The sequence below is a fragment of the Vibrio sp. SALL6 genome, assembly GCF_002002385.1.
In the GTDB taxonomy this organism is placed as follows: Bacteria; Pseudomonadota; Gammaproteobacteria; order Enterobacterales; family Vibrionaceae; genus Vibrio; species Vibrio parahaemolyticus.
In genome coordinates, this window is sequence record NZ_MQVK01000015.1 from 16,487 (window position 1) to 32,414 (window position 15,928).

The window sequence follows — 15,928 nt, forward strand, 5'->3', positions numbered from 1 at the left end:
TTAGTTGCCCACAATAAGATCGATTTCAATTCGACGATTCATTGCTCGGTTCTTTTCACTATCATTTTCTACCAAAGGTCTCGCATCACCCAACCCTTCAGGAATCACTCTTCCTTTAAGTGCACTGTTGGAGATTAACTGTTCGGAAAGAGAAGTTGCCCGAGCTAAAGACAAGTGCCAATTGGATGGGTACTTGCTGGTAAATATCGGACGGTCATCGGTATGCCCGGTAATTATGATCTTCCCTTGTGTCGCTTCTAAGGTGCGTGCAACTTTAGAAATAACTGGCTGTATGTAAGCCACAACGCTCGCACTACCAGATTCAAATAGGTCTTGAGCTTTAAGAGAAATACGAACTCTATCTTGCAACGCTTCCACAGTGACAAGATCCTTGCCAATCTCCGTTGCCAAATACATAGATATTCTTTCGGCAATAGGTGCTGACTTTGACTCAACCATAGGATTACTAACTGCTGGGGTTGGTTGAATCAGGTTTACCAATTGAGCAAAAGTTTGGTTGGAAGCTTTGTTCAACTCGTAGCTGAAGTACATAAAAATACAAACAAGCAGTGCGGAAGTTACCGAACAAACCACCCATAGAGGAGCACGTTCCGAAACCTGAGCACCTGCCAATATATGTTGTTCTACTTTGTTACTAAGCTCTTGCTGTACTCCGCGACCATGTGACTTAAGCACTGATACAACTTGTTTTCTCAATCTACGGTGAGCTTCAAGCCCATTTTTTTCTAAACGATACTGACCTATAAAACCCAAAGATAAGCATACGTACATTAGCTCTAGTAAATCTAAGTGGGATTCCGGATGAGCCAGACAGCTGTCTAGATGCTTAAAAAAAGCCTCTCCACCTTGGCTGCTCGCGTAAAAAGAGCTCAACAGAGAATCATGTGTCCAAAACGATTGACTCCCCCAATTGGTATTCAATACTGCTTCGTCTAAAGAACAGCACAGACAATAACGTGCGGTATCAATGGTTTCCAGGTCAACATCATGTTGACGCAGACGATTCTCATAATCCCTAAGTTTTTGCGCGAGCGTTTCTTTAAGAAATAAAGGATCGGAATGAGTAGCTGTTGCTCTGATTTGTCCAATAATCGAAAGTAGACCATTAGCTTCTGCCAATAGTGGATTATCTCCATAAGCAACAACTGAATCGTTGTTAACCAACTCAGGGCTTTTGGATATCACAACAGTACTGTCTGCTGATCTTTGAGGCTGAGCTTTAGATACAGCCGCTCTTCCGCCAGGAGTAGGTTTTACTATCGTCTGTTCCATACTTACCACTTTTATTGATTAATGCTCCAAAGCTCTATGTCCGGATTTGGGAAATGACCAGATAAATGCAGTGCAATACCACCGCTGTCTTTAAGTCGCATCCAGAATGGCCCCTTCTTAACGACCTCAAAATAAACATACCCGGTTTGATATGGAATCTGTCGCGGCACGACACTTAAAGGAGCTACGTTAATTCCATTAATCTGGTTGTTGATTAGATCTCTAATCTGCTCTGCCGGACCAAGCTTCAATTGCGCAGGGACTAAGCGTCTAATCTCATCCGTTGTTGTGTCCGCTTTAATCGCCAATACAAACTGACATGATTCCAATAGTCGCTTATCTGGAAGTGGTGTCACTTGAATACCGTACTGGCGTACTTCTAGTGGCAACTTACTTGCAGTCTGATCAAGAACGACACTCAAGTACTGACTAAGGACTTGATTAAGTTCAGCAAACACACTTGCAACTTCAAGGTGATCGTAAGCTTTGAGATTAGGTAAGCGCTTGGTGGTGTGAGAAAACGTTGCCAACTCGCCTATGTAGCCTTTAAAGGTTGTCGCAAGCTCTAAGGGGTGTACTTTCTCCAGCTCACTAAAATGCTTCAATATGGCTTCATATCGATTCAACATTTGCAGCATTATGAAATCTACCGCAGATGCTGAAGCCGCTTTTCCTTTAACAAGTCGTTGAGCGATAACATCTGCGCGTATCTTGGTCATTGCCATTGCATTACGGAGATACCCCGTCATCACCTTGTCATTTAACAAGTTTAGAAGTGGCGGTACGTAAGAGTCATCAAGAATGACCTCTCCTTCCGTAGAAACTTCTTTAATCTTAAGGATTGGTAGCTCTATATAACCTGTTAACTGCTCATTGCTTGATTTCAGCTCGATATTTAATGAGGCCACTTGAATCGTTTCTTCATCTTGGCCCGTCAGGTTATCAATAACGTCTAGATCTTGAAGTAAATACCGAGAAACCGTTGTTTCACTTGGATCCGCGATCATTTTACTGCTGACTTTTGAGAGTGGAACGATCACCTTCACTAAGGTATTTTCCGTCCCTTTTTTTACCTTTAAAGGAGACAGAAAACTTGTCGTTGCTGAAAAGTCTATCAGCGTCATATCAGGAAGAATTGCTTGAAGATTATCAAGTTCAATCAAGCCTGTTTTTAAGGCATGTTCTTTTACACGGCAATTCCAAACGCCCCAGTTATATGAGCCACCTAAACTGTGTAAGCCTTTATATTCATTAGATATTGCGCGTTCGTGCTGTTGAAAATGCTGGGGACGCAGAAACATCCCCTCGCACCAAGCCGTCTTGGAGTATTGCATCATTTATAATTAGCCAACTAAACGTTATTGTACGACCAAAGACAGATCTTCTAACGAGATTTGATAAGTGTTGTAACCCGTCTTATCTACTTTAATGACTTGTCGCCAATTTGAATTCTCAATATCGCGAAACGCGGCTACGATACCCAAATATTCTGTTTTAGGAGACATACTAGCTTGGTAGATTTCTTTTTGGCCTGGTGTCAAAGATATTTCATATTTATTCACCAAGTCTGGACCGAGTACTTTTTCATGCTCCTCATAAATAGAGAAAAAATCTTGGCTCTCAAACAGTGTATTTGAAGTAAGTTCAAATACATATACAACAACTGGTGATGGTCTTCCATTCGAGTCAGGGTTGATATTATGATTTGCCGTTATTTCTAAATCCGCATATGGGTCGACCACTAAATTAGCGGCGGAGCATCCCATTAATACTAAAAATATAAATAACAAAAATGATTTATAAATTTGTTTCACAATCCCACCTTAACCTTTATTCTTGAGCGCTAATTCGTAGTGCTTAGCAAAATCTTCTAAATAAAATGGAGACTCTTTATTGACAAGTTCATCTGTTAATTGGCTATGAATACCTTCAAAGCGCTTCCAACTCTGAGCATATTTTCTTGCTGGAATAACCTTGTTAATTACATTGTCTTTAGCCAATGCATCTGAATAAATAGTATTAGGTTCAACGAGAGACATGACACTCGATACCGTACCCGCTACTCCTTGCATTAAAGCCTGCTCATGATTTTCAATATCGTTAAATGCTTCTTTTATTGCGGCATTAGGCTTTAAAAAACTTGACGTTTGACGGTTATACAAATTGTGGATTGCATCTTCCAAATTTGCTGAAAACTTAAGTGGATTATTTTCAGACTTTCTAAATGCAGTATGGTTGACGCGATTGGTTTGTTTAAATACAGCCCGATTGTGAAGAGTCTCCATTAGCCCAATAAGCATGAGAGAAAACGACTGACCTAATTGTTCAAACCACTGCTCTCGATTTTGGCTTGGTACCATATTGGGGTCGATCCCCATGCCATAAATGAAGGCTTCCAGTTCACCTCGATGCACTGTAGGTTTTTGACTTTTAGCGTTGGTATCAGGCTGCATTGATGTAACTTTAGGTTCTGGTACTTCAGTTCCGTGACTCGGAATTTCTAGAAAATCATCTACTAGACCAATGTCTAACTGAAAATCTGATGGGACACTTTCATCCATCAACTCGGCAGCACTTAAACCAAAATCTTCCACCTCTGGAATCGATTCTACGTGCTGTTCGAATCCAACTGGCGTCTTAACCTCTGGTTTAGATGTAAATTGATGCTCTGTCCTATCTTCAGGGATATCACTAATACTAATTAGTATTTGATAATCGCCTAAAGCAACAGTATCACCATGGGACAAAGCAAGCTCATTCCCTTGGCCGATTGGAGTAACTGCATTATTAACAAATGTGCCATTTGTTGATAAATCTTTAATTAGATATTTATCGCCAAATTTAATCAATTCGCCGTGAGTCCCAGAAATAACTCTCTCAGGGTCTGGTAACGTCCAGTCACATTGTTCTGAGCGTCCGAAGGTTACCTTTGCATGCTCATCACTTGATTCAAACACAAACTCACTCTCTATTTCCGGAGTAAATTTGTGGAAACTCGTTATGGTCAATACCAATTTCATGAAAAACCTCGCCAAAGACCTGCTAAATATTTATATATCGATTTTTATAATTAGATTTGAAGCTTTAATTATTAACATTAAGATTAATAGAGTTCTTATAGCTGTTATAAAAACTATTGACGGCATAATGAATCATTTTTTTATCAAAGCAATCATGAATTGTTGAACAATTTTAAATATCCAACCAGGTTCAAATTTTTGACACTCAAACTTTCACCCGTCAAAAAACCGATGTTAGTTTGGCCGAGAAAATCTAACCGAAGTATTTTTCATTTAGCAGGAATATATATATTAACCCCATCATTTATATGGAGTCCTTGTGATGGAAGAAAAAAATAAAGACAAATCTATAAATAGCAGCGATAGCGGAGATAAAACAAAAATTGTAAAGACTCAAAAAAGAGAAAACGCAATTGAACCCGCTAAAAACGTTAATAAACAAGACTCCGCTGAAAATATAAATGAAACGGATACAAAACTGTCTCAAAAAGAAAACACAATACCACCTATCAACAAAAGTGATAATAAGAACACAAAAAACAAAAGTGTTATTAACTCAAATTTAATTGGGCAAACAGTAAAAAACCGTTACGAAATTGAGTCTATTTTAGGTCATGGTGGACTCTGTGATGTTTATTTAGCAAAAGACAAAATTCTTGAGTCTTCTGGCTCGGAGTCCCCTTATGTTGCTCTAAAAGTTTTACAGAAAGAGTTTGCGTCTCAGCCAGAGACAGCAAGAATGTTGATTCGAGAAGCGCAACAAACACAAAGACTTAGTCATCCAAACGTAATCCGGGTCTTTGATTTCGGAGTCGACGGTGATATCTACTTTTTAGTGATGGAATATATTGACGGCGAAACGTTGGAAAGTTTAATCCAACGATCTCGTCCAAATGGTTTGAAGTACCATGCAATGCTTTCTATCCTCAACCAAATCCTCGACGCACTATCCTATGCTCATTCGCTCGGTGTTGTACACGCCGACTTAAAACCAGCCAACGTAATTTTAACCTCCGAAGGCCATGTAAAGCTTTTGGATTTTGGTGTGTCGAAAACTCACCAGATCAAACAAGATCAGTATGCAGCAAAACGTAAAACAGAAGATCTAGAAACGCTGGGCTACACGCCTAACTACGCCTCACTCAACCTGCTCTCAGGAAAAGAACCAAACATAAGCGATGATATGTTCGCCTTATGTTGTATTACGTATGAATTGTTGAGTTGTAAGCATCCATATTCAAGAACACCTGTTAATGAAGCACTAAAGAAAAATATTAAGGTCTCTAAACCAGCAAATATGCCAATAGCGAAGTGGCCGATTTTCTCGAAGATTTTTTCAACTGGCACAATTCCAGCTGATTTTAATGCAAAGACAGTTAAGCGTCTTTTAAACAAGCAATATTGGCCCTTGGCCACTGGAGTCGCAGCCAGCTTGTTGTTTATGGCAGGTCTTGGATTAGTCTACAACCAACAGCAAGTTGCCATTTCCCATCTAGAAGCAAAGCTTAGTCAACAAAACGAAGTTATCCAAAATGCAGAGCTTCTATTAAGTACCTCGCCGGAGCATAGCCGCTCTTTAATCGATGGTGACGCTTCCCTTCACCCTCTAATTAAAGCTGGGTTGCTCCGTCTACATAAGCCCTATTTACTCGGTCAATTTGAATCAGAAATAGACGATGTACTCAATTCCGATGCAACTAGCTATCCGAATTACGATGAGATTGAGGCTATTTTACAAAAGGCCAAGGGATACTACCCGGACTCACATAAAATCGAAGTTCTTGCATTAGACATTCAATCAAGTAAGCACTCTACTCTACTTTCTATTGCTCGTCAGATTAACAGCCATTTGGAGAAATCACGTTACGATAAGGAAGAAGATACGAAGTCTATCTATGAGCTAAAAGAAGAGCTAAACCAGATCCATCAGGACTACCCTTTCGTACCGAGCTCACTTTCTAGTGACGTGTTTGGTAAACACTTAAGTGACGCGTTGAAAGATCGTGATGCAGCGGCATTAGTAACATTGATAAAGGTTGGCAACACGTTCTTCACCAATAGCGATGAACATAAAGCTAACTTAGAGATAAGCAATGCGATGAAAGATGCGGTGCTCGAAATGAAGCTCTATGAAACGGCGATAGATTCGAGCAATCCGTTACCTTTCCCTATCGATGCCGCTCGAATCTTGTATCAAGACGAGTTTGATGGCCTGTACTATCGCCTAAAGCAAGCAAGAACCACTGTACATTTGGATAAGTTAGTTAAAGACGTCGATAAATTCTCTGAAAACTTCCCTGTTGGATTCCAAGATATCAATGACCTACGCTTCCAAACAGCGGACAAGTATCTACAATTCTCCGACATTCTGTTGAATAAGAGAAAGACCACCAGCGCTAGACGAGCAATGAAGAAAGCGAACGATTTGATGAAACAAATTGAGCAAGATTCCAAGCAAAGTTAACGAATTTTGTCTCATTTAAGGGGCTTCTAAGCCCCTTTTCTCAAAAACGCCTTGCCTTTATGCATTCAGATGACTAGCTTATTAGTGTAGCTGTAGTAAGGAAGATAGACTTTGGCCGAGGGAAGAGTCGCCGTTGGTGATATCAATATCCTGGTCGTTGATGACTGTTCTACATCATCACTGCTAGTGAAACACCAACTCATTGCATTAGGCGCAAAAGCTTCTAACATCACTTGCGTGACTAACACGCAAGCGGCCTTGCTCGCCGCAAAAACTCGCTTTTATTCCTTCTTGGTAATTGATTACCATCTTGCAGAAAAATACACAGGTTTGGATCTCGTTCACCTCCTGAGCAGAGCGCAACTGATTTCAGACACAACCGCTGTGCTTATGATTTCTAGCGATGCCACAAAAGAGACAGTTCTCACAGCACTTTCTAGCTCAGGGCGGGTTCGTCACCTGCTAACAAAACCCCTTCAAACAAAAGCACTTTACACGAAAATGCTCCAAGCACTGCAAGAACAACAGCACATTGCCGCTGTAACAAAAAGACTGCTGGCTTCACAACCTCTCTTACTATCTGATGTCATCTTGCTTCACAAGACCCACGCGTCCAGTATTTGTGTTGAATCTCTGATTATCGATACTTTAGTTGAAAGACGTGACTACACACTACTTGAGGATTATTTACCTCTCTGCAGTCAGAAAGAGCATGCAAGTAAAGTATGTGCGACCGCGTTTTTGTTGCATCATCAAGGCCACATATCTGAAGCAGTCAAAGTTCTGGCTGATTATGTAACTCGGAATCCGCTCTGCTTGGCTGCCATTGACAGTTTGATCGGTCTTTATGAAAGCTTGGGGCAACAACGACATGCGCTCTGTTTGGCAAAAAGAGCTTTTTCGCTCACGCCAAGTAATGGTTCTCGTTTTCTCTCAGCATCCCGAATTACTGCCAAGTTGGGCCTGTTTGAAGATCTCTATGAGCTAGGCCGTACCTATGCAGCCCATTTATCACAAACCGATGCCCAATGGCTTAATGTCCTTTCTTCTTACGTTGATTTAGTCAGCGACCATTTTAAAACGCTTACTCATATTCATACCAAGAAGAAAGTGCTTGTTCAACTGAATGAACTCTGTTTACTCACGCAAAAGCAGTTGGGTAAAGAGCAGCAAGTCAATCTATTAGCTTTTAAGCAGCTCATGCAGTGCAAGCTACTTCTCGTCGAGTCTCGCGCGGCAGAAGCGCACCTAAAATTGCTAGAGTCATTGAGTTACTTTTACGATATTCCAACACAAATGCCGATAGCATTATTGAAACAAGCCCTTCCGCTATTAGCATTTTTTGGTGAGTTTTCTATCAGACGCAGCTTGCTCGGAGTCATCAATCAATCGTGTTCATCAGTCCGACTTCAAGAGTGCAATATCGTACCACACGAATACGACTATCCATTTTCAGTAGAGACAAAACTGAACACTCTGGCAGCGCCGGACCAACAACACCATTCTAATTCGGAGTCGGTGGTTAACTTCCTAAAACAAAGGGCATTACCACCAAATTGGTCACGATGGTTAAGCGATTATCTCTCTGGTTCTTTTTCTAGCCAGATACCCGAACCGTTTAGCTATCACGTAACCGACAGGGAGTGAAAATGATCAACTTCGAATTGCTCAATCAATACATGGACAATGACGTAGACATTATCATTGCTGTCTTTTCAACGTACTTGGAGGATTACTCTGATGCGACAGAACAACTAAATGAAATGTTCGTACAACAAAATTGGCCAGAGCTGTATCTGATGGCACACAGCTTGAAAGGTATTCTAGAAGGCTTTGGAGAAGATATCGCAGTTGTTGCGCTGGAGAAGATAGAAACAAGTACAAGAAACAATACTGCACCAGAATGCGAAGATATAACTATAGTTAATAACGAGCTGGTGACAATTAAAAAGCAGATTTTCGCTTACTTAGAAAACTTAAAATAAAACACCTTAAGGCTTAGAACGGGGAAATTATGAACATGGACAACAACCATTTCAAGGAGTTGATTGATTCGCTCAAGGACTTAACTCCTACTCAAAAGCGATATTTGATCAGCAGAACCAAAATGTCTTTGGACGACGAGAGCGGGATGCTAAATCCGCAAGACTTGTTGACCAGAGAGGAACTGGAAGCGCTTCTGTCATCGGCTTCCACCACCGATACCAAATAAAGAAAGCTAACTCGTCATGGACGAAAACTAAGAACCAGGTAAAGTGACAGAACTTTGCTTGGTTGTTAGACGCCCCTCTCTTTTAATCAATACAAACGTGTTTTTTCGACCACATCTCAATACCTGAAAACTGTCAACTAGATTACTGATTAACATTAATCCCCTTCCTGACGACATCCAGCTGTCTTCATCAAACAAGCTTGGGGCTGTTATTTCTTTATTCGTGTGCTCTTGGAAAACCGATTTTTTAATAGGACGACCGTAATCAGAAATACGCATTTCGATCTGAGTAGACTTAGAGTCAGATAAGATTGCACATTCGAGCTCAATCGGCTCGCCTTCCTGCTCATCGTAGGAGTGTATAAAGGCATTGTTCATCACCTCAACTACGCACAATTCGAGGTGTTGGACATCACTTACCAATACCTGATGCTGAAATAGAAACTCGGCAAGCTGCTTACTCGCCTCACGGGAAGATTTTAGTGAGCTAAGAAACGTTTTTTTAAACTCGTAATCAGTCATCCTCACCCTCACATGTCGACGTGTTTGGACCAGACCATTGAAGTTGTAAAAGCGTCAAATCGTCGTCTAGCTCTTCCTTCACTTGCCAACGTTTAATACTTTCGACGACAGAAGACACCTGTGCTTCAAATGGAAGTCCAGAAACGCTCTGTACGTTCGCGATTAAACGATTTACAGAGAAAAGCTCATTGTCGTACCGCGCTTCAACCACGCCATCAGAAAAACACCAAATCGAGTCGTTTGGTTCTAACGTAATTTCCCCGCCCTTGTATTGCATTGGTGCTAACGCGCCTACTATAAAATTCTCATCACCAACCATATCAATGGTTGCTTCTGATTGATGTCGCCATAAGAACTTAGGGTGACCGGCGGTACAGTACCTCAGTTTGCCTGTTTGAGTATTCAAAACTGCGTAAACGATTGTGAAGTACAATTGGCTGTCAGGTGTTTGTTGATATCGAAGGTTGAGCCTCTCCACCACCACATTCGGCTCCGAAACAACATATTCGCCCTCGACAAGATCTGTCGTTACCGACTCCGGCCCACAGCTTCGAGATAACGTTTTTTGAATGGAAAACGACATCAGAGCAGAAGAGACACCGTGCCCAGAAACATCGAATACATAAAACGCCACATGCTGCTCATCAAGCGCAGCATAACCGAGCATATCCCCACCAAGCTGAGAACAAGGAAGATAGGAATAACTTAATTTTGTCGCTCCGATTTGCAGCTCTACCGGTAAAAGCTGCCTCATGAGATCACCAGCAGATTCTAGATCTTGGCGAATCGTTTGGTAAGCGACGTCTAATTCTTGATTTCTCGCGAGTAACATATTGTGCAAATCGAGAGTACGAAACCCTGCTCGTATGCGTGCTTGAAGCTCTTCTACCGATGTTTTTTTATCTACGAAATCATCCGCGCCAGCGTCAATGCCTTTAACAATCGAGCCCTGATCATTGCGTGAAGAAAGCAGGACAAAAAAGATATACCGCTCAAACGCCGCAGATTTGAGTACACGACACAAATCAATACCACTGAGCCCAGGCATCATCAGGTCACTGAGAACAAACTGAATATCTTTTCGGTGCGTCAGGACTTCAAGTGCAGACTCACCGTCCTCCACCGCGACGACTTCGTACCCTTGCTTTTGCAATGCGGAGGTCATGTAAAGCAATACCGTTTTGCTATCGTCGACCAATAAGATTGGTTTCATCTCTCTCCTCAACGCTGGTAGCGACTAACGAAGAACTCTGTTTATTGACTGCTCATCTCTAAAACGACTGTAGTCTTCGGCTAAAAGTTGATGTTGATAACGGGTGTAAGACAATGCTTCGTTTGAAATGACGATCTGATTTTCTTTTTCGATAAGCTGCCCGCGCAATTGCTCTATTTGATCACTTTGCTGCGTATAGTTCAGGTACATCGCAACTAAACCAAAAATAGAAACAACGAGCGAAGCAAACAGTACGTTGTTGATGGTTTTGATTTGAAGATTCATAACCTCTCCTTGTCTCTTGCCAGACATCTCTAAATGAAAAGAACGTCTACAGACTAAGAGCACTCTGCTCTAAAACGCATTGAAGCCTATTGAGGTTGTTGTATATAAAAATAATTATAGGAGATGAGTAAAAAAAGAAGAGAAAACTTGAAGTATTTGAATACCTTTTTGTCATTGGCGTTCAATACGCAGCGAGAGAGAAAACGCTCGCTGCGAAAAAATTAGCTTTGGAATGCGTCTCGGGCAGACACTTGTTCAAACCAGCGAGCGATGTTTGGGTACTTCTCGAAGACTTCAATACTCAAACCATTCACCGCAAAACCAATGAAAATATAACCGGTAATATCGACAACGGAAAACTGGTCTGTCGCAATGTATTCACTCTCTGACAAACGTTTATCTAAGGTTGGCAAAAACTCGAGGACGCGAGACTTGGATTCTTCACCCCACGCTGCCACACAGTTTTCACGATCTTGATAGATCGCCGTAATGTTGCGAAACGCTTGGAATGCCGCATAAAGGCCTTGGAACTCGACGACACGGTGCCACATTTCCACCTGTGCTCGTTCTAATTGATTTGCGCCAAACAGAGCTAAGTCATTTTCAAACGCTTCATCGAGATAGCGGCAAATAGCCACGCTTTCACAGATCGTTGTGCCATCGTCTAGCTCCAGTAATGGCACTTTGCCATTCACGCTTTTTTGCTTGAAAGATTCAGACAGATTATCACCCTCGCGCACGTTCAACGCGACACGCTCAACCTCTCCACCGATTTCCTTTAAAAAAATGCTAACTCGCTTACAACTTGGAGTCATCGCTGTCTCATAGAGCTTCATTTTGTATCCTTTTTCTTTTTCTAACCGATTGGTTAGGATATACTGTAGCCAGTTTATAAACGATCAGTCAAGAACTTCATTTCCAAAAAGTTGTTCAATAAGTTTAGGAGTGGTTTGAGAAAAACCGCTCAGGTAGGTACGCATATGGCAAGAAAAGCCAACTTCGATCGAGAAGAAAAACTCTTAGTCGCTATGGACGTTTTTTGGCGCAAAGGTTTTGCTAATACATCCATTTCTGATCTCACTGACGAGTTGAATATCAACCGCTTTAGCCTTTACAACACCTATGGTGATAAGCAGCAGCTTTACTACGAAGCACTGGATGCTTATCTAAAAAAAGTCTCATTGCCCTCACTCACCGACTTAGAGAAAGACGGCGCATCCCTGCCAGAACTTGAGTCTTTCCTTAAGTCCTTTGCAGAGCTGCAACGCAAACGCAACTGTGGGTGTTTTATTCAAAATGCATTGATTGAGCACGCTGGCGAAGACGATGATGTACTGCGCAAAGGGCATTTCTTATTTGACCATCTTATCGACATCATTGCGGATGCGCTGACTAATGCGCAAAAAGAAACCTTAGTGCCGAAAACGCTGAAAACAGAAGAACTCGCTCGTTTCGTTCTCAACAACATGCAAGGGATGCGCGTACTTGGCAAAGCCAAACGTTATGCCGACTTGGATACGGCGCTTTCCTGCTTGCTGGTTTTGATTAGGAAGTAATATGTCGATTGAAGTAATAGCAGTACGTCTTACCAAAGGTATGGACTTAAAGCTGAGCCTAGCGAAATTGGTCGAGCAGCACGGTATCAAAGCAGGCTCGATTGCCTCATGCGTTGGCTGTGTCTCTCACCTCAACCTTCGTTTGGCAGGTGCAGAGAGTACGTTAACCAAACAAGAGCCATTTGAAATTGTCTCAGTAATGGGAACCCTAACGCCTGAGCATCAGCACGTTCATATCTCGGTGTCTGATCGTGAAGGACGAGTCTGGGGCGGGCATTTGCTGGAAGGCACAGTGATTGATACTACCGCAGAATTGATCATCCATTCTTACTCAGAACTTGAGTTCACTAGAGCGGTGGACAACTCGACTGGCTATACCGAACTACAAGTGAACCCTTCCAAATAATTAAAAGCTCCAGAGCCATACTGTGCTGTCTCTGGAGCTTTATTCGCTTGTCTCTTACGCTAAGAATTTACTCATATCGAGCAAGCTAATTTCGAGGATCATTCTTCGACTAAATAACAAACCTGATTATCGTCGACCGTTACTCGCCACGTTTTTAGACAGTGCGCCTCGTCTTCCAAACACTGCCCGCTCTTTAAGCTGAAATGCTGTTTGTACAGTGGTGACGCAACACACATCTCACCATCGATATCACCGACAATCCCTCGACTCATCACATAAGCCTTACCAATTGGGTCCCAATCCTGAACAGCGTAAACACCGTTATCAGGAATGTAGAATAACGCGACATGCTCGCCTTCAATCAACACTGTGGCACCGATGAACGGCATTAGATCATCAAGCTGACACAATTTCACTTTGGTTAAAGCTGCCATTTACACCTCCTGTTTCGCCGGAATACGCTGACCGCGTACACGCTGGTACGGTAAGACTTTACTGCCCGCCGTGCTGTTCAAGAAAGGACGGAAGCGTTGCAGTTTTTGAGGATTATCCAGCGTACTCTTCCACTCACATTGATAGGTATCTACGACTCGCGCCATTTGTTCGTCCAAAGAATCACATAGATTCAGAGAGTCATCCAAAATCACTTGTTTAAGGTAATCTAAGCCCCCTTCCATGTTCTCCATCCACACCGACGTACGCTGCAAGCGATCAGCTGTGCTGACGTAGAACATCAAAACTCGGTCAATCATGGTGATCAACTCTGATTTGGATAAGTCGGATGCAAACAAATCAGCGTGTCTTGGTCTCATGCCGCCATTACCGCAAACGTATAGATTCCAGCCGTTTTCAGTGGCGATCACCCCAATGTCTTTACTTTGCGCTTCTGCACACTCGCGAGTACAGCCCGATACGGCAAACTTAAGCTTATGGGGCGCTCGCAATCCTTTGTAACGGTTCTCTAACTCAATGGCTAATCCAACCGAATCATCAACACCATAGCGACACCAAGTAGAGCCGACGCAAGATTTCACGGTGCGCACCGATTTGCCGTAGGCGTGCCCTGTTTCAAAACCAGCATCAATTAAGGTTTGCCAGATTTCAGGAAGCTGCTCTAACTGCGCACCAAATAAATCCACGCGCTGACCGCCAGTGATCTTGGTGTACAGATCGTATTGCTGAGCAACTTCGCCTAACACGATAAGTTTGTCTGGTGTGATTTCGCCGCCTGGCACACGAGGCACAATCGAGTAAGAGCCATCTTTTTGCAGGTTCGCCATAAAGGCATCGTTGGAATCTTGCAGAGATTGATGCTGTGGCTCCATGATGTGTTCATTCCACAAAGAAGCAAACACAGATGCCGCTGTCGGCTTACAGATATCACACCCATGCCCTTTGCCATGCAGTGCAATTAAGGTGTCGAAGTCTTTGATTTGTTCCACTTGGCAAATATGGAACATCTCTTGGCGACTGAGCTCAAAGTGCTCACAAAGGTGGTTGTTAACCTCTACCCCCATGGCTGCCAATTGCGTATCCAATACCGACTTCACCATATTGCTACAGCCACCACAGCCAGTACCAGCTTTGGTGTTGGCTTTAAGGTCCGTCAGGTTGGTTGTGCCAGCTTGAATCTCGGCAACTAAGTCGCCTTTTGTGATGTTGTGACAAGAACAGATTATGGCGCTGTCTGGCATCTCTCCGTCCAGCATTCCGGTATCAAACAGCAGGTTCGCCGCGTGGTCTGGCAGGACAGTTTTGTTCAAATAACACTGTAAGAGCGCATCGTAGTCGCTGTTGTCACCAACGAGAATCGCACCAAGCAATTGAGTGCCACTCGCATCAACCACCAGCTTTTTGTAGATGCCTGCAACCGCATCTTGCAATACCATTTCTTGTGCGCCTTCCGTTTGCATTTGTGCATCGCCGATAGACGCCACATCCACCCCAAGGAGTTTGAGTTTGGTGCTCATGTCTGCACCTTTAAAACCTTCGCTCGGCATTCCAGTCAAGACATCGGCTGTAGTTCTCGCCATGGTGTAACCGGGTGCGACTAAACCGAATATCTTCTGCTCCCAAAGGGCACATTCGCCAATCGCATAAATATTCTCATCGCTGGTTTGGCATTGGTTATTGATCACAATGCCACCTCGCTCGCCTACTTCTAGCTCAGCCATTTTTGCCAGCTCATCTTGAGGGCGAATGCCTGCGGAAAAGACAATCACATCCACTTCGAGAGGATCTTTGTCTTTAAACACCATACGATGCTTAGCCGTTTCACCATCGCAGATTCGTTCCGTACCCGTTGAGGTGTGAACGGTTAGCCCTAGCGCTTCAATCTTCTCTTTTAGCACTAAGCCAGCACCATCGTCTAACTGCACGGGCATCAGGCGAGGCGCAAATTCAATGACGTGAGTTTCTAGCCCCAATAGTTTGAGTGCATTTGCCGCCTCTAAACCCAACAAGCCACCGCCAATCACTGCGCCTGTTCTTGCGCCTTCACATGCTTTTTTGATTTGTGAAAGGTCATCAAGTGTACGGTAGACATACACGTTGTCGCGGTCTTTACCTTCAATTGGCGGCACAAATGGGTACGAACCAGTCGCGAGCACGAGTTGGTCGTAACCCAGCACATCTTCACCATCCAGCAGAATGCGCTTTTGCTCTCTGTCGATGCCTGTTACTTGGCTGCCAAGTACGAGTTGGATGCCATGCATGTCGTACCATTCTTGGTTACTCAGCATTAAATCATCATAAGACTTACCCGCAAACAAAGAGGACAACTGTACACGGTCATACGCGATAAAACGCTCTGCACCAATCACGGTAACTCTGTGCTCCAAATGCGCGTTTTTCTGCACTAATTGCTCGACGAGGTGTTGCCCGACCATACCGTTACCTACCACAACGATGTGGCTCAATGCGTTCTTTACTGGGATCGTTAAAGGACTGTTCATCGC

General features: G+C 43.0%; 16 protein-coding genes. 6 read left to right on the forward strand and 10 right to left on the reverse strand.

Going from position 1 to position 15,928, the window contains the following annotated elements; translation table 11 throughout:
* Genes tssL through tagH form a run of 4 tightly spaced genes read right to left on the reverse strand, consistent with a single transcriptional unit; the run spans position 1 to position 4,313 of the window.
* Complete coding sequence (gene tssL, locus BIW15_RS08620) at positions 1-1,293, reverse strand: type VI secretion system protein TssL, long form (RefSeq protein WP_020842215.1); 1,293 nt, start codon at positions 1,291-1,293, stop codon at positions 1-3.
* 11 nt (positions 1,294-1,304) lie between these two features.
* On the reverse strand, positions 1,305-2,630 hold the full coding sequence (gene tssK, locus BIW15_RS08625; protein ID WP_017447471.1) for a type VI secretion system baseplate subunit TssK: 1,326 nt from the start codon (positions 2,628-2,630) through the stop codon (positions 1,305-1,307).
* A gap of 21 nt (positions 2,631-2,651) precedes the next feature.
* Positions 2,652-3,107 carry a type VI secretion system lipoprotein TssJ gene (tssJ, locus tag BIW15_RS08630; protein WP_005463795.1) on the reverse strand — a complete coding sequence of 152 codons (456 nt, stop codon included), beginning with the start codon at positions 3,105-3,107 and terminating at the stop codon, positions 2,652-2,654.
* 9 nt (positions 3,108-3,116) lie between these two features.
* On the reverse strand, positions 3,117-4,313 hold the full coding sequence (tagH, locus tag BIW15_RS08635; protein ID WP_025625983.1) for a type VI secretion system-associated FHA domain protein TagH: 1,197 nt from the start codon (positions 4,311-4,313) through the stop codon (positions 3,117-3,119).
* Between the two features lie 322 nt (positions 4,314-4,635).
* Here tagH and BIW15_RS08645 point away from each other — a divergent pair, with 322 nt between their 5' ends.
* The 4 genes from BIW15_RS08645 to BIW15_RS25090 all read left to right on the forward strand — a co-directional run bounded on the left by BIW15_RS08645 (position 4,636) and on the right by BIW15_RS25090 (position 8,989).
* Entirely contained in the window at positions 4,636-6,777 is a 2,142-nt protein-coding gene (locus tag BIW15_RS08645; RefSeq protein WP_179115259.1) for a serine/threonine-protein kinase, read from the forward strand.
* Between the two features lie 111 nt (positions 6,778-6,888).
* Entirely contained in the window at positions 6,889-8,424 is a 1,536-nt protein-coding gene (locus BIW15_RS08650; protein WP_077280849.1) for a response regulator, read from the forward strand.
* 2 nt (positions 8,425-8,426) lie between these two features.
* Complete coding sequence (locus BIW15_RS08655; RefSeq protein ID WP_020837948.1) at positions 8,427-8,762, forward strand: hypothetical protein; 336 nt, start codon at positions 8,427-8,429, stop codon at positions 8,760-8,762.
* A gap of 35 nt (positions 8,763-8,797) precedes the next feature.
* On the forward strand, positions 8,798-8,989 hold the full coding sequence (locus BIW15_RS25090) for a hypothetical protein (RefSeq protein ID WP_042762376.1): 192 nt from the start codon (positions 8,798-8,800) through the stop codon (positions 8,987-8,989).
* Between the two features lie 27 nt (positions 8,990-9,016).
* Here BIW15_RS25090 and BIW15_RS08660 read toward each other — a convergent pair whose 3' ends face one another.
* The 4 genes from BIW15_RS08660 to BIW15_RS08675 form a co-directional block, all read right to left on the reverse strand.
* Positions 9,017-9,511: an ATP-binding protein gene (locus tag BIW15_RS08660; protein WP_024702012.1), complete on the reverse strand. Its 495-nt coding sequence runs from the start codon at positions 9,509-9,511 to the stop codon at positions 9,017-9,019.
* The gene (locus tag BIW15_RS08665; RefSeq protein WP_077280851.1) at positions 9,504-10,724 is read right to left on the reverse strand and encodes a PP2C family protein-serine/threonine phosphatase; all 1,221 of its coding nucleotides are present in this window, start codon (positions 10,722-10,724) and stop codon (positions 9,504-9,506) included. Before BIW15_RS08665 ends, BIW15_RS08660 begins: the two co-directional genes overlap by 8 nt.
* Positions 10,725-10,748: 24 nt before the next feature.
* Positions 10,749-11,009 (reverse strand): hypothetical protein, encoded by a 261-nt coding sequence (locus tag BIW15_RS08670; RefSeq protein WP_015313320.1) that lies wholly within the window; start codon positions 11,007-11,009, stop codon positions 10,749-10,751.
* Positions 11,010-11,230: 221 nt separating this feature from the next.
* The gene (locus BIW15_RS08675; protein WP_005463777.1) at positions 11,231-11,845 is read right to left on the reverse strand and encodes a glutathione S-transferase; all 615 of its coding nucleotides are present in this window, start codon (positions 11,843-11,845) and stop codon (positions 11,231-11,233) included.
* A gap of 144 nt (positions 11,846-11,989) precedes the next feature.
* Between BIW15_RS08675 and BIW15_RS08680 the strand changes: the two genes are divergently transcribed.
* Together BIW15_RS08680 and BIW15_RS08685 are read left to right on the forward strand one after the other, a co-directional pair.
* Positions 11,990-12,565 carry a TetR/AcrR family transcriptional regulator gene (locus BIW15_RS08680; RefSeq protein ID WP_077280852.1) on the forward strand — a complete coding sequence of 192 codons (576 nt, stop codon included), beginning with the start codon at positions 11,990-11,992 and terminating at the stop codon, positions 12,563-12,565.
* Position 12,566: 1 nt separating this feature from the next.
* Positions 12,567-12,971: a PPC domain-containing DNA-binding protein gene (locus tag BIW15_RS08685; protein ID WP_077280853.1), complete on the forward strand. Its 405-nt coding sequence runs from the start codon at positions 12,567-12,569 to the stop codon at positions 12,969-12,971.
* A 98-nt stretch (positions 12,972-13,069) separates the two neighbouring features.
* Here the strand turns inward: BIW15_RS08685 and nirD are convergent, their stop codons facing one another.
* Complete coding sequence (nirD, locus tag BIW15_RS08690) at positions 13,070-13,405, reverse strand: nitrite reductase small subunit NirD (protein ID WP_074545255.1); 336 nt, start codon at positions 13,403-13,405, stop codon at positions 13,070-13,072.
* Positions 13,406-15,925, reverse strand: a complete 2,520-nt coding sequence (gene nirB, locus BIW15_RS08695; protein WP_077280854.1) for a nitrite reductase large subunit NirB — start codon at positions 15,923-15,925, stop codon at positions 13,406-13,408.
* Positions 15,926-15,928 lie beyond the last annotated feature (3 nt).